This window comes from Bacteroides sp. 1_1_14 (genome assembly GCF_000162515.1).
In the GTDB taxonomy this organism is placed as follows: domain Bacteria; phylum Bacteroidota; class Bacteroidia; order Bacteroidales; family Bacteroidaceae; genus Bacteroides; species Bacteroides thetaiotaomicron.
Genome location: NZ_GG774708.1, coordinates 197943 through 213678, shown reverse-complemented (window position 1 = coordinate 213678; position 15736 = coordinate 197943). Strand labels below are relative to the sequence as shown.

Genomic DNA, 15736 nt, shown 5'->3' with positions numbered 1-15736 from the left:
AAAAAGAACAGTTTATCCAAGTATAACCCCGACTTTTTTTATCTTTGCATCATCGAACATCATAATCCTTATCCCAATGGCGGCAAATAACCAGAAAATCACCCGAATACTACTATTCCTCCTCCTGTGTATCAGGATGACACTGACGGTGGACGCCAACGACTTCCTGTTTACATCGATCAACACGGCACAAGGATTGAGCGACAACCAGATACGCTACATACTCCAACTCCCCGACGGAAGAATGGTATTCACCACCAACGGGAATGTCAATCTGTATGACGGTGTACATTTCAGCTACCTTCACCGCACGGCAGAAGACATTTCCCCGCTGAAACAGTATGAAGGATGTTACCGCATCTATCAATGCGGAGATTCACTCCTATGGATTAAAGATTATCATAAACTGATGTGCATCGATCTCCATCAAGAAAAATACATACCTCACCTTGACTCCTATTTCCGGGGAAAAGAGATACACGAACCGGTAGAAGACCTTTTCGTCGACAATTCGGGACGTATCTGGCTACTTACTTCTCAGGAGTTGCGGGAACTGGAAACGGGCATCCGCCTCGCCCTGCCGGAAAATGAGCATCGAAAGCTACAGGACATACATTCGGATGAACTTGCGGTTTACCTATTCTATCATACCGGTGAAGTCGTTTGCTACGACCCGAAAGCCGGAAAGCAGTTGTATGACAGAGCTGCTTATCCCGCCTCGGAACAGGAGGACTTCAACCGTACTTCTCTCGTTGTCAAAAGCCCAAAAGGATTCTACCAGTTACGCAACGGCCGCAAAGGAGGATTCTTCTACTTTAATCCCCAAAACCGGACATGGGAGAAGCTGTTCGAACAGAACTACACGCTCAACACCCTGATCATCACTCCACAGGGCGATAAAGCTTATATCAGTTGTGTTCACGGTTTCTGGATCATCGACCTCCAAAGCAGGGAACAGCAATACATCCCCGTACTGGAAACAAAGAAGGGAAAGCTCGTTTCGACCGAAGTCAGCACCATCTTTCAGGATGCCCAGGGCGGATTATGGGTAGGCACACTCAATCGGGGATTACTCTATCATCATCCTGCCACACACAAACTGATTCACGTCAGCCGCACTGCTTTCCCCGCATCACCGGAAGAGGACATCGCCGTCAAAGCTTTTGCAGAAGATGATAACGGCAATATCTATCTGAAAAGCCATTCCACAATCTATCAGCTAGCTGTCAATCAGGACGGTTCACGGACTCTGCTACCTGTACCAGCCTTATCGGTCTCTGCAGAATTGGCAAAGGAATTAGATCAAAGAGGTGGAAACAAATATTACAGAAGGCAATCATACACCGCTCTATGCACCGACACACGTGGCTGGACATGGGCAGGGACAGCCGACGGACTGGAACTCTTCACCGATCAAGAGCAAACACCGGATAGCAAACCGACCACACAAACAGCAGATAATCACCCCGCCTCATCCAATACCCAAGCCCACCGCATTTTCTATCGTGAAGACGGACTGAGCAATAACTTCGTACAATCAATCATCGAAGACAGAAACAACTATATCTGGGTAACTACCAGCAATGGCATTTCACGCATCCATATCAATCCGGAGAATCAGGAAATCGGCTTTACCAACTTCAATCAACTGGACGGGGCTTTAGAAGAGGAATATATACAGGGAGCTATCTTTGAATCTTCGGATGGTACACTCTATTTCGGAGGCATCGACGGCTTTACCATTTTCCGTCCCGACCATGAATCCGCCACTCCGGGCCTGCCTTACAAACCGGTTTTCACCAACTTACATCTCTACGGTGAAAAAGTAAACACGGGAGAAAAGTACGGAAACCGCATCATCCTGCCACAAGCCGCCCCTTACACAAAGGAGCTAGAACTGGACTATAACCAGAACTTTCTGACCTTCGAATGTTCGGCACTGAACTACGTGAACAGCGAACGCACCTACTACCGCTACCAACTGGAAGGCATCGACAAACAATGGATGAACGCTTTCGCCAGCGGACAAGGGAATGCAACAGTCGGCAACGGCATCCTACAGGCCTCCTATACCAATTTACCGCCGGGAGAATATACATTCAAAGTCGCTGCATCCGACAACCAGTTACAATGGAACGATAACATCACAAAGATACACGTCATCATCCACGCTCCCTGGTGGAAAACGACTACCGCCTACGTTCTGTATACGATCATCGTGTTACTTATTGTCTTAGCAAGCATCCGCCTCTATATCTATCAGACCAAGAAAAAGATGAAACAGCAGCATAAAGAAGAAATCCTGCTGCTCCGCATCCGCAACCTGATAGAGCAATGCAACAGCTATGAAGCCGAACAGAAAGCCCGTTCGGAGAAGAAAAGCCCCCCTTCCGTCTGCGACAGGAACGAAACGGCAGATGATAATGAAAAGCCAAACGGCATAGAACCGGACAGTGCAGAATCCGCCTTTTTAGTGCAAGCGATAGAACTGGTAGAAAAGAACCTTGACGTCAACGGCTACTCCGTAGAGCAACTAAGCCGTGACCTCTGTATGGAACGTACCGGACTCTACCGCAAGCTGGTGACTTTGCTCGACCAGTCCCCCAGCCTCTTTATCCGCAACATCCGCCTCCAACGGGCAGCGCAACTACTTGCCGAAGGCAAACTGAGCGTAACCGAAATAGCGGAACGTACCGGCTTCAGCAGTTCCAGCTACCTAAGCAAATGTTTTCAAGAAATGTATGGATGCCGTCCCTCGGAATATACGGAGAAAGCGAAGAAATCAACCTGATTGTTGTTTGTTTCAACATAGCTATTGTCCGCAAAACGTCCTTCCATCCTACCTTTGTCGTATCATAAAGCACTTAAAGAAACCATGAAAATGAATCTAAGAAAAACAGGCATCCTGTTGGCATGGGCCATGATCATTGCCGCAAACGGTACGGCACAAAACGTACAACGCACTTCTCAAGGCATCAAGTATGCAGCACAAGGGATGAACGTCAGTGTAGAATTTTATTCGCCTTCCATCATCCGGGTATATAAAACGCCCGGCGAGACAGCTTCCGACAAAGAAAGCCTCGTTGTCATCAAAGCACCGGAACAAACCCCGGTTTCCTTCGGTGAAAACGGGAAAAATGTAACATTGAGCAGTCAGATGATACAAGTGGAAGTGAACCCCGAAACAGGCGGCATCCACTTCTTCGACAAACTAGGGCAACGGCTGCTGACCGACAAAGACTACGGTACACAGTTTACCCCTTTCAATGACGCAGGCGTCCCCTCCTACAATGTCCGTCAGGCTTTCCTGCTGGATAAGGACGAAGTAATCTACGGTCTGGGGCAACAGCAGACCGGCAAAGTGAACCAACGCAATCAGAAACTCTTTCTCCGCAACCAGAACATGAGTATCTGCATCCCCTTCATCCACTCCATCAAAGGCTATGCCCTCTACTGGGACAATTACTCTCCTACCACCTTCCTCGACAATCCGCAAGAAACCTCCTTCGACTCGGAAGTAGGCGACTGTGCCGACTACTACTTCATCTACGGCGGCAACGCCGACGGAGTCATAGCCGGAGTACGCGATCTGACCGGACAAGCCCCGTTGTATCCTCTCTGGACACTGGGCTTCTGGCAATGCCGTGAACGCTACAAAAGTCCGGACGAACTGTGCGAAGTCGTAGACAAATACCGGGAACTGAAAGTTCCTTTGGATGGAATCATCCAAGACTGGCAATACTGGGGCTGCAACGAGAACTGGAACTCCATGAAATTCCAGAATCCACGCTACATCAACAAGATGGGTGACCCGGAATACATGAAATTCCTCCCGAACGGAGAAGACAAGAATGCCGACTACGGCACTCCCCGCATCAAAAGCCCCAAAGAAATGATCGACTACGTGCACAAGCAGAACGCCCACATCATGATCTCCGTATGGGCCTCCTTCGGTCCGTGGACAGAAATGTATCAGAAGATGGACAGTCTGAAAGCACTGCTCCATTTCGAAACGTGGCCGCCCAAAGCCGGAGTCAAACCTTACGACCCGTATAATCCGGCAGCACGGGATATCTACTGGGAAGCAATGAAAAAGAACATCTTCGACCTGGGTATGGATGCCTGGTGGCTCGACTCCACCGAACCGGACCACATGGATATCAAAGACCAGGACTTCAACACGCAGACCTATCTGGGTTCTTTCCGCAGGGTACACAACGCCTTCCCCTTAATGTCCAACAAAGGCGTATATGAACACCAACGCGCCACTACTTCCGACAAGCGCGTATTCCTGCTTACCCGTTCCTCCTTCCTCGGACAGCAACGGTATGCTTCCCATTCATGGAGCGGAGACGTAACTTCCGAATGGTCCGTCATGCGCAAGCAACTAGCGGCAGGACTGAACTATGCGTTATGCGGCATCCCGTACTGGAACACAGACCTAGGTGGCTTCTTCGCATGGAGATATAACAATAACGTAAACAACATCGCCTATCATGAACTGCACGTCCGCTGGTATCAGTGGGGAGTATTCCAGCCGATCATGCGTTCACACAATTCTAGTCCGGTAGCCGTAGAAATCTACCAGTTCGGCAAGAAAGGCGACTGGTCATACGATGCACTGGAGAAATACACTCACTTACGTTACCGCCTGTTGCCATACATCTACAGCACTTCCTGGGAAGTGACCAGCAAAGCAGGCAGCATCATGCGCCCTCTCATGATGGACTTCCCGAAAGACAAGAAAGTGCTCGATATGGACACCGAATATATGTTCGGACGCAACTTCCTGGTTCGCCCGGTGACGGACTCATTGTATACATGGCAAGACAAGAAGCAAAACGGTCATCAGAAAGACATGAGCAAAATCGGAAAGACCGATGTTTACCTTCCCCAAGGTGCCCGCTGGATCGACTTCTGGACCGGGCAAACACTGGAAGGCGGACAGACCCTGCAACGTGAAGTCCCGATTGACATTATGCCGATCTACGTCCGTGCCGGCTCTATTCTCCCCTGGGGGCCCGCCGTGCAATACTCTACGGAAAAGAAATGGGACAATCTGACCATCCGTATCTATCCGGGAGCGAACACGGAATTTACCCTTTACGAAGATGAGTTCGACAATTATAACTACGAAAAGGGAGCTTACTCCACCATCACCTTGAAATGGAACGACCAAGACCGTACACTGACCATCGACGACCGGAAAGGCAGCTACAAAGGAATGCTGAAAAGCCGCAAGTTCAACCTCATAGTTGTAGAACCGGGAAAAGGCTGTGGCGACGGAGACTCAACCACCTTTGACAAATCCATCTCCTATAGAGGTAAGAAAGTGATTGCTAAGCTATAAACTGACGATAATCAGATAACTAACACGAGTTCGATATGGTCCATCTTATTGGAGTATATCGAACTCGTGTTCCTTAGTAAAAAACATACTTCTTATTGTCACTTATCACCTTTTGAGGATAACCTACTGATTATTAGCCATCATTGGGTGATAATAAGTGGTGATAATAGGGTGACAATAGCCATACATCACACATTTTATTGTCACCTTTCCCCATCCTATTACTTGTTACTTATTACGTTCCCCTATATCCAGCCCCTAACCTTATACAACAAATACCATATACTACCGGTATCTTTCACTTATAGTGCCTTTATTCTTCCATTAAGACACTGATATTGTTAGTTGTTCACGGCCGTGGCAAGAGTTGATCACGACCGTGAGCAATGCTCTTCACGGATGTGATCAGACCTGTTCACGGCCGTGAACAACTAAAGATATCGGTGTCTTATTCCTACTTTCCCTATAGGAAAAAGCAAAGATGCAAGAGGTTAAAGAGAACTTTAGTACTATCTTACGGCTGATTACACTATAGACAGCAAACGAACTACCCATTCGGTGAAAGATGAAAACCATCTTTTCTATTATGAAGAAGAAAAGAGAAGGTACAAAAGTCAATAATACCTAAACCTGGACTGACTAAAAAGTCGATTCTATCTCGAATCTCCTCCTTCGGGAAGGAGGAGTGGTCGAAGACCGAGGTGGTAGGAAAAATAATGTTTGTTCCTATTTCTTTGTAAATGACAGGATTATGTATTCACCTACCACCTCCCCCTACGGGTACTCTTCCTTCCCGAAGGAGGAGATTTAGGATACTATTGACTTTTTAGTCAGCCCCTACCCACAGGGGGAGATGATAGGTGAGCACCCCTCCCCAAAATAAACTAACCCCTATTGAAAACCTGTTTATTGCTTATTTTTTCCCTTTTGTGTCTTCAAGCGGATGACCGTGAACGAATAAGCCGGCAGTTCCTGTTTGAAGCTGGTTCCTGCCTCTATCGTATCCGTCACCGGAAGCGGAGTTGCCTCGGGTGCACCTGCCAATACAGTCCGCGTAGCGGAAGACTGGATACCATCCATTCCCGGCAACCGGACATCGGTCTCTATGCTGACGGGCAACAGATTCACCAGTTTCACAATCACATCCCCCGTCTTACTGTCACGAACGATGGAAGAACCAACACGGAGTTTTACGCGACCGTCCTGATTATCAAGGTTTATCTGTGAAGGGATGTAATGGTCGCCTGCGTTCTGACCGTACAGTTTCTGCACATAGTATCCCGTTGTCGGTCTTACTTCCCGATTGTTGAAGTAGATCAGGTCCGGATTCCACTGCGCCCGTCCGTCTTTTGCCAGCAGAGGAGCATAAGAACTCATGTGCACTACATCTCCATTCCGTTCCAAAGCAGCCAGATAAAGTGCTTCGGTCAAAGCTGTTTCCATATTCGCTCTGCGTCCGGGGATGTGAGTGGCATATTCGCCCAGATATACTTTCGTCTTTTTAGAGCGGTCGTACTTGTCATAGAAGTCCTGATTGTGCAGGAACCATCCCGGAGACTGATAATAATGTTCGTCTACCATCGGAACACCGAGTTTGTCCGCCAGTTTCCAGCCTTCCACATAGTCTGTTCCCTCATTGAAAGGACCTACTGTGCCGACAACGATTATCTCCGGATATTTCTCTTTGATAGCAAGGTATATCATCGTGAAGCGTTCTTCGAAGACATCGGTGATCAAGTCTTCATTGCCGATGCCGATATATTTCAGATTGAAAGGCTTCGGATGACCGGATTCGGCACGTATCTTGCCCCATTTGGTTTTCTTTGCATCACCGTTCGCCCATTCTATCAGGTCGAGGATATCCTGAATGTAAGCACCCATCTCGCTCATCGGGATACCGCCTTGCTGACCGCCTCTCAAATCGCCATGACAGGCGGAATTCTGACAAGGTACACCTGCCGCCAGCACCGGAAGCGGTTCCGCACCTATATCTTCGCAGAACTGGAAGTATTCATAATAACCCAGTCCCATGCTCTGATGATATCCCCAAAGGTTACGGGCAGGTTTACGGGCTTCCAGCGGTCCGATAGTATTTTTCCATTGATAGATGTTCTTCAAACCGTCTCCATGAGCCACGCAGCCTCCGGGGAAACGGACAAAGCGCGGGTGCATATCGGCAAGTGTCTGGGCAAGGTCGGGACGCAAACCGTTCTTTCTGCCTTTGAATGTATTCTGCGGGAAGAGAGAAATCATATCCAGTTCGATTTCACCTGCCGATTGCGGACGAAGTTCCAGACGGGTATCGGCGGACGCTTTTGCTGTCAGCACTGCTTTATACGTTTTCCACGAACGGGAAGAGACGGTAACTGTCGTTTCACCCTGTACGGTGCCGTCAGCATCTACGAGGTGTACGAGTAGTTTTCCGGACTTGCTGCCTTCCGGAATACGGGCAAACAAGGAGAAATCATACTTCTCGCCTGCTTTCAAGGCGATTCCGTCAAAACCGGTGTTGGTCAGGGCAGCTCCCGGCTGGTTCGTCTTCAAGACGGCATAATGCGGGTTGTTCGGATGGATAGGGTCCGAAGTCGATATGGTAAAGGTGGCGTTTTCTCCTTCCAGCTTCCATGAATGGGTGCTGTTCCAGTTCTTGTCCCCTTCACGGTCGGACGGCTCGTATTCGAAGTCCCGGTTCTGGATCAGTTCGGCATACAGGCCGCCGTCGGCGGAGTAGTTGATGTCTTCGAAGAAGATACCCATCAATAAGTCGCTGATTTCTTTTGTTTCTTCCGGTTGTGCTGTGACGGTGGCTTTGACCGGTTTCAGTCCGGCAAAGCGTTCTTTATCCTGTACAGGGCGTTCGCCATACAGGGAGTTACGGTATTGGTTCCGTTCGTAGGTTTGGGTCAGTCCGTCCACTACCGACCAGGGCACTTGGCTGACAGTTCCCGTTTCTTCGTGTCCGGCAATCTTTGCTTTGACTCTTGTTCCTTCAAAATCGGAAGTCGTACGGGGATATTGCTGGGCTTCCCAGTAAATCAGGTCTTTTGATCTGGCCTGACCGTATCCATCGTGGTCGTTCAACTTCCAGACACAGAGCCATTCCCCGCCGGGGAGTTGTTTCAGATTCGGGTCGAGCATCTTCTTCTGCGATCCCCAACGGCTGTAATCGCAACGAAGATAGCCGTAGTTTCGTCCTATTTCAAACCAATGTTTTCCGTCCATGCTCCATGCAAAGCGGAGTCCGCTACGGCCGTCGTCACCTCGGGTGGCGTAGGCAAAAAGGGATACTGAATCGGGAGTAGCAGTCGTTTCATGCGTTGCGGCAAATGCGGCCGGCTGCAATGATAGTAATAATACACTAAATATTAGAAGTAAATGTTTCATGGTATAAATTATAATATAAGATCTCTGCAAAAAAAGAGTATGTATTCACTAAAAAAGATCTGATACTCTGTTATTTCCTGTTTTCCCAATGACTTCTCAGTTTGGCGGCTTCTTCTTTTGTCAAATGGATCACCGCGCCGTGTTTGGGCGACGAGAAATTAGTCGTCTTCATCACTCCTTCGTTGAAACGTCCCAGGTTCTTGAAATTCACGAAGTCGGAAGTCTCGATGAAAGCGAAGTTATGGGGGTTGATGCCGTAGACGTCGTACATCAATACCCATTTGTCTTCGCCGATACGCTTCCAGAGGTTGGGAGCTTCGCAGGCCCTGGGTTCGAAGTCGTACCAGCGAGGGTCATATTCGTAATCACCGTTGATGCGGTCTGACACGGCCTGTTTGATTCCGGCGCCTCCGTCGTGCGAAACGTAGAACATGCGATACCGGTCGCCTACCTTGGTGATGTCACCGTCGATAGCCGATATTTTCTCGTTGGGATACTCGAAGAGGATTTGCGGGAGTGTCTCTATCCGGTCGAAGTCATCATTGACATAGACATAGTACAGTTTGTTCGCCTCGTTCTTGAAACGCATGGTGAAGTAAATCATCAGTTTGCCTTTCTTGTCATCGTAAGTCACTTCGGGCGCCCATACGCAGCCGATTTCACCCAAACCCGCCGATAACAGGTCGAAACGGGCATTGGTACGTTTCCAATTGATCAGGTCCCACGATTTCATCAGTACGAGTCCGCGGTTGTTTCCCCAGCCGTATTCTTTTCCGTCACGTTCCCATTCGGTATCACGGAAGCCGTCTTTCTGCGCATAGATGTGCAGGTCGGTCATGGAAAGGTAGAAAGCTCCGTCCGGTCCGCGGAAGATGTGCGGGTCACGGATACCTTTTTGCAGGGCGATGGTATCTCCGGCGATCACCGGTTTGCCGTCGTTCAAGGCAGTAAATGTATATCCGTCGTCACTGACGGCCATATAAAGGCTGTGCGTCTCGTCTTTATGGAAGACCATCAAGTAAGCCCCCATGTCCTTTTCCTGCGGGATGGCGTTACGGTAACGAAACTGACGGAAGCCGGCGCTGCCTTTTCCGGAGGAAAGCAGTCCGATGCGTAAAGCGTAGAAGCCGCCGTAGTTGTTATGGTGCAGCTGAGATACATCCATGTTTTCTACCAGCGTAGTCCATTCCTTGCCGTCCTTGCTGACTGCCATCCGGACACTGTTTCCCTGATTCTGTATCTTGACGAGGAAGCGTTTGCCCAACTTGTTAGGGAGGGTAAAGCTGTTTTCCGCGTTTCTGTAGATAGTGAAGTTCTTTCCATCGGACACGACTCCAGCGTATGCCTTTTCGCTGTAATATAGAAGAAGTCCGGCTGTGTTACCCTTGCCTACGTTGACTTCCACCTGTGTTTCGTAATTCTTGTCTTCGGCGGTGGCCAGCAGTAAGCGGGCATCGGAAGGGGTACTTCCTTTCGCATCTATCCATAAGGTCTGTTTCTTGAAGCTGAGCGACTGAGGGGCATATTCTTTCCAGAAAGTCCATTGGAGTCCCGGTTCCGGTCCTTCGAAGTCATCCGAGAGGCTGAGTCCGTGTTTGATGGACGGATCGGTCTTGATGGGAGTGGCGGTGGATTTGGTACGATACCATCCATCGGCGGTCCATTCAATCGGTTCGATGAGGGTGGAGCGTCCCAGGGTGTGATAGTCTTTGGCATAGGCATGATATACGATCCACCAGTTGCCGTTCACATCGTCGATCAGTGTGCCGTGTCCTTTCGACCACCAGTTGTCATGAGCGCTATAGGTATGCACTACCGGATTATAGGGAGAATTTTCCCACGGTCCGGTGACACTCTTCGAACGGGCGGCAACTGCCATGTGGCTTGTTGCCGGACCGGCCGTTCCTCCCTGTGCGGAAGTCAGGTAATAATAACCGTTATGGTAATTCAGTTTCGGCGATTCCAGACACATACATTCCGTTTCCCAGTGATTGGGATATCGCCAGCCTTCGTACACTTTCTGTTTTTGGCCGATGGTGGCCAGTCCGTCGTCCGTCAGTCGGATGACTTCTCCTTTGTCAACATATAAATATCTGTTCCCCTCCTGATCGGCTATGTGTCCGGGGTCGATGCCACTCACTTTCAGGTCGATGGGTTTGCTCCACGGGCCCTTGATGTCATTTGCCCAGATCACCCAGTTTGTTCCTTTGGCCGGATAATAGATGTAGTATTTTCCTTTGTACTTCAATAAGTCGGGTGCCATTGCAGAGCCTTCGTATTCGGGCATTACGCGGCAGACGGTTTCCCAGTTCATCAAGTCACGGGAGTGCCAGATGAGGAATCCGGGAGCGTAGTAAAAAGGAGAATGAGTCATGTAATAATCCTCGCCATCGCGCATGACAGAAGGGTCCGGATAGTCACCCGATAAAACGACTTTCGGGTATTCTTGCGAATAGGCCTGTACTGTTGCACAGACAAGCAAAATGAACAACAGGAGTTTTTTCATGGTATTTATTTATGGGATATTAGATGGTGCATTGACGGCTTTACATCTTGTCGGGCTTGCCGTAGGCCTTGTACAAGCGTTTCAGTTCCTTGTCAGTAATTGGCATTACAGTGCCGTGGCGCGGATGGAAGTCCATGCTAATGGCATTGTCTATGACTTTGAAATTCTCCAAATCGGTGCTTTCCGTAAACTGATACTTGCCTTTCATATATACATCGTACATCAGGATGTACTTGTCCGTACCTATCAGCGGGAAGATGCCGGCACCTTCTACAGCTTCTTTCGTCTGTTGCTTATAATCTTCCGATTCTGTCCATTGTCCGGAAGTCAGGGAGGCGGTGGTTGCTTTTTTAATTCCATTGCCGTCTCCTTCCGTTTTATAGAACAGGTGGTAAAGTCCGTCTTTATAAATGATGTCTCCGTCAATACAGGATTTGCCATTCTTCGGGAGGAACAAAGTTTTGGGTTCTCCTTCTATATCGGTGAAATCTTTGTTAGCGTATGCGTAATAAATAATGTCCGGGCCATTACCATGCTGCATTGACCAGTAGACCATGTATTTCTTCGCTTCTTTATCATAAATAGTTTGCGGTGCCCATACCCGCTTCAAATCTTCCTGATTCGGGTATTTCTTCTGGATATTCACGATGTTGGAGGTCCAGTTGACGAGATCTTTCGATTTCAACAGTACCATGGCACGGTTGGAACTCCATCCGTTGCCGGAGACCATGTCGGTTACGACCATGTAAAATGTCTTTCCGTCTTCACAACGAAGAATGTGCGGGTCACGCACTCCACCCGTAGAACTGATTTCACGGGAATCGATGACCGGTTGGTTTCCGTTTAATGCATAGTAGTTGTATCCATCGGGGCTGACAGCCATCCGGATGGCTTCCTCACTCATCCTGTTTCCGGTGAAATAGACAAACAGGTAGGCAGATTGCTGGCTGTATCCTGTCAGCACTCCTACTAAAAGGAATGCCAGGAGTAAAGTATACTTTTTCATATTCATTTGAGAGCGAATGCTTATTTATTAATACTTGAAATCAGACGGTTTCACATAGACGCGGTATTCACGGATCATGCCCGGATAGTCCTTCTCGGCACGGGGCAGATAACGGAAGCCGGTTACTGTTTCCACTTTGCTCAGGTCGATTACCAGTTGGTGGGGATAAGCGACATTGTCAACAGTCATCCAGAAAGTGGATTCCTGCAAGTCGAATATCTTATCCGCCGTACGGTTTCCGCTGCGTGTCTCTTCGCTATCGGCATAACGGATTTTCCAATGTTCGCGGGATACGGGTTTGCCGTCGGCTCCCAGCACATCGAACTCTGCAATAGCGGCAATATTGTTATTGGCTTGCGGAGAGAGTGCTTCCAGACAGAAGAAACGTCCTTTCACCGGAGCGGCGAAACGTACTTCCTGCCAGCCGTTGCCCGGAGTGAAGGCTCCTTCGTGCGCAACCTTTTCTCCTGTCAGCTTCAACTTTTCTCCATCCTTGCGGTGTGTTTCCGGCGCTTTCTCGCGGAGTACGTCGAGGATCGGTTTCTTCAGACCTTTGATTGATGATTTCGTCGGACCTTTCAGGTCGAGGACGAGGATTTCATTCTCGCCTTCTTTCAGCCAGCAGCCCGGTATGAAAAGTGTCTGTTGGGGACCGATTTCCCAGAAACGTCCCATCGCATGACCGTTCACCCATACCATACCTTTGCCCCATGTGCTCATGTCGAGGAAAGTGTCGCCTACTTTATCGAGTTTGAAAGATGATCGATAGTAAGCGGGCATAGTCGGTAATATCTTCGTATCCTTGTAGTTCTTGTTCTTGATAAATGAGTAGTCTACGGGGAAGTTATATACAGTCCAGTTCTTCAGTTCTTTCACCTGATTGCCCGAAAGGAGTTCTACCTTTTCGGTGATTCCCTTCCGGTCGTGGATGGACTTATCAAAGTTGACACGTCCCATTGCCTCTACCAGAATATCCAGTTGCGTACCTTTCTTCAAGGCCGGCAAGATAGTGGTAAATTCTCCTTTGCGGCGGTCGAGACGGGCCAGCAGCTTGCCATCAGCGTAGATTTGTGCCCAGTCGTGCACTTCGGTGATTTTCAATGTAGTGCCTGAGGTTACTGCTTCGGGCAATGTGGTACGGTACAGGATTGTTCCCCACCCTTGGTTGAATTGCTCCATCGGCTGGATATCCACCGACTGCTTGGCATCCGGCAAGTTGGAGAAAAGCGGAGCTACTTTGGTAAAATGAAATTCGGGTACTTCAATGACCGGCATTGCAGCAGGGACTTCCGGCAGTGCTTCACCGGCAGGAAGATACGTTTTCAGCAGGTCGCGGAGGAGATAGTATTTCTCTGTCGTCCATCCGGCTTCGCTGATCGGGGCATCGTAGTCGTAAGAACTGCACATAGCGGAGTAGGCAGGATTGTTGGCACCACCCCAATGTCCGAAAGTCGTTCCTCCGTGAGTCATATAAAGGCTGAAGGAGATGTTGCGGTCGAGCATTTCTTTGATGCCCTGTACCATATCTTTGGCAGGACGTGTTTCATGTTTCCGTCCCCAGTGGTCGAACCATCCGCTCCAGAACTCGCTGCACATCAACGGAGTTTCCGGACGAAGTTCTTTCAGTTTCTTGAATTGCTGGTCTATATTGGCGCCTGTTCCGAAGTTGATGGTCCAGATCAGGTCGTCAAGTGCATTCCGTGTAAAGTTACTGCTCCAGTCGCATTGGAAGAGAGGCACATCGGTAAAACCGGATTCGCGCACCAAGTCGCGTACGGCAGAAACATAAGGCTTGTCAGTGCCGTAAGAACCGTATTCGTTCTCCACCTGCACCATGATAATATTTCCGCCCTTATTTACCTGTAGCGGCGCCAGTTGCTTACCGACTTCTTTCATGAAGATGCCTACCCGTTCCATATAATAAGGATCGAGCGTGCGCAGTGCCACATCTTTCTTCTTCAACAACCACCAGGGCAGGCCGCCCATTTCCCATTCCGCACACACATACGGACCGGGGCGGACGATGACATACATTCCGTGTTTCTGAGCGGCACGACAGAAGGCAGCGATATCATTCTGACCTGTAAAGTCAAACTTGCCTTCTTCCTGTTCGTGTATATTCCAGAAGATATAAATACAAATAGTGTTCATTCCCAACGCCTTACACATCTCAATACGATGATCCCAATAGGCTTGCGGAATACGGGTATAGTGCAGTTCGGCAGCTTTTACTACGAACGGCTTCCCGTCCAGCAAGAAAGTATTCTTGCCTGCCTCAAACTTACGGGCAGTAGTCTGCGCCTCTGCACTACTGAAAAAGATGACTGTAAAAAGTACTAGTAAAGCAATAAATCTGTGTCTCATGGCTTTTATCTCAATATAGAATTATAATTATATATAGTATACGGCAAAGATAGGCGATTCACCTAAACCGCAGGTACCAATTATCATTCAAAAAAGGTTAGAAATAAAGCAAAATCCCCTGAGACAGATTATTTTTAAAGGAAATACGACCTTTTGTTGACAGGTTACTTGTGTCTGTACCCGCCCCTCCGGTCGATTTCCTTTATAGTATGAATGTTTTTCTTTCTTGTGTTTTTTCTTCCATTTAGAAGAGTTTTCTTCTCCTCAGAGCTGTTTTATAATCCAGCCCCGATGAATCAATTATCTTCTTCGTCTTTAAACATTTGTTTAATTAGATCAATATTATCATCATAATCATTACCCGATAAAGTGATGACATCTGCCAAACCTACAATATTCGAATCTGAATCATAAGTGGTCAGCAAACAGTACATTTCACGTCCTGTGGCGTCTTCTTCAATATGAAGTTGTACCGGTTCACTTCTTCCTCCGGGAAGGTCTGCCAGATATTCAAAGTTCCTGGATAAGAAAGCTTCCACTATCTTCGCAGGGTTTGTCTCATCACGCTTAAACTTCTTGACTCCCATACTCTTGACTTTTCCTCCACTTTGAAAGTTGTATATATCAAAGTTATTCAGATAGGCAGCTATCAGGCAAACCAGTGTCATGATGATTCCGGCTGTACGCACCAACCAGCCTGCCAATGGAAGCAAACCGGGAAAAATAGCCAGAACGGCTCCTACCACGGCCAAACCTAAATATAACACAGGTGTGACCTGTAAAGTCACGTAATTGATTGTTAGACAGTGATATTAATTGCATGATTTAACCCGCTGTTCCGTCAGCGGTAGCCTACTATAAGGTGCATCTCCAGTGATGGGTTGTGCCAAGCTTATAGGACAAAGTACACTTTCCGAAAGGACAAGACTGAACCGTGAGGGAATGTCAAGGACGGTTAGTATCATACCGTTGAGTGGCGAGGCTGGATAGCATGGTTAACGTAAGTGAACTGACTTTAGCCGTCGTAAGGTTTGAAGGAGCGCAAGATACTTTAGCTCTCACCAAAAGGTAAGCAGTCGGATAACCCTTGCCCATGTTGGGGTTACACGGACACAGCACTGCCGGC

General features: G+C 48.4%; 8 protein-coding genes. 2 read left to right on the top strand and 6 right to left on the bottom strand.

From position 1 onward, the window contains the following. The first annotated feature begins 76 nt into the window (after positions 1–76). Positions 77–2791 (top strand): two-component regulator propeller domain-containing protein, encoded by a 2715-nt coding sequence (locus HMPREF9007_RS07435; RefSeq protein ID WP_032850580.1) that lies wholly within the window; start codon positions 77–79, stop codon positions 2789–2791. Positions 2792–2881: 90 nt separating this feature from the next. Continuing rightward, the gene (locus HMPREF9007_RS07440; RefSeq protein ID WP_032850598.1) at positions 2882–5350 is read left to right on the top strand and encodes a glycoside hydrolase family 31 protein; all 2469 of its coding nucleotides are present in this window, start codon (positions 2882–2884) and stop codon (positions 5348–5350) included. Between the two features lie 906 nt (positions 5351–6256). Here HMPREF9007_RS07440 and HMPREF9007_RS07450 read toward each other — a convergent pair. The 6 genes from HMPREF9007_RS07450 to HMPREF9007_RS27830 form a co-directional block, all read right to left on the bottom strand. After that, positions 6257–8734 (bottom strand): alpha-L-arabinofuranosidase C-terminal domain-containing protein, encoded by a 2478-nt coding sequence (locus HMPREF9007_RS07450; RefSeq protein ID WP_008762602.1) that lies wholly within the window; start codon positions 8732–8734, stop codon positions 6257–6259. 70 nt (positions 8735–8804) lie between these two features. Continuing rightward, positions 8805–11240 carry a family 43 glycosylhydrolase gene (locus HMPREF9007_RS07455; RefSeq protein ID WP_008762601.1) on the bottom strand — a complete coding sequence of 812 codons (2436 nt, stop codon included), beginning with the start codon at positions 11238–11240 and terminating at the stop codon, positions 8805–8807. A 40-nt stretch (positions 11241–11280) separates the two neighbouring features. Then, positions 11281–12252 carry a glycoside hydrolase family 43 protein gene (locus tag HMPREF9007_RS07460; protein ID WP_008762600.1) on the bottom strand — a complete coding sequence of 324 codons (972 nt, stop codon included), beginning with the start codon at positions 12250–12252 and terminating at the stop codon, positions 11281–11283. Between the two features lie 21 nt (positions 12253–12273). Then, a complete protein-coding gene (locus HMPREF9007_RS07465) occupies positions 12274–14610 on the bottom strand; it encodes a beta-galactosidase (protein ID WP_008762599.1) in 2337 nt (778 codons plus the stop codon). 296 nt (positions 14611–14906) lie between these two features. Next, on the bottom strand, positions 14907–15377 hold the full coding sequence (locus tag HMPREF9007_RS07470) for a hypothetical protein (protein WP_277754692.1): 471 nt from the start codon (positions 15375–15377) through the stop codon (positions 14907–14909). 178 nt (positions 15378–15555) lie between these two features. Further along, positions 15556–15736: hypothetical protein (locus tag HMPREF9007_RS27830; RefSeq protein WP_277754691.1), on the bottom strand; the 181-nt coding region annotated here is incomplete at its 5' end.

Coding starts and splice junctions, on each gene's coding strand:
- HMPREF9007_RS07460 (WP_008762600.1), bottom strand. CDS start 12,252: ATGAATATGAAAAAGTATACTTTACTCCTGGCATTCCTTTTAGTAGGA.
- HMPREF9007_RS07440 (WP_032850598.1), top strand. CDS start 2,882: ATGAATCTAAGAAAAACAGGCATCCTGTTGGCATGGGCCATGATCATT.
- HMPREF9007_RS07465 (WP_008762599.1), bottom strand. CDS start 14,610: ATGAGACACAGATTTATTGCTTTACTAGTACTTTTTACAGTCATCTTT.
- HMPREF9007_RS07455 (WP_008762601.1), bottom strand. CDS start 11,240: ATGAAAAAACTCCTGTTGTTCATTTTGCTTGTCTGTGCAACAGTACAG.
- HMPREF9007_RS07450 (WP_008762602.1), bottom strand. CDS start 8,734: ATGAAACATTTACTTCTAATATTTAGTGTATTATTACTATCATTGCAG.
- HMPREF9007_RS07435 (WP_032850580.1), top strand. CDS start 77: ATGGCGGCAAATAACCAGAAAATCACCCGAATACTACTATTCCTCCTC.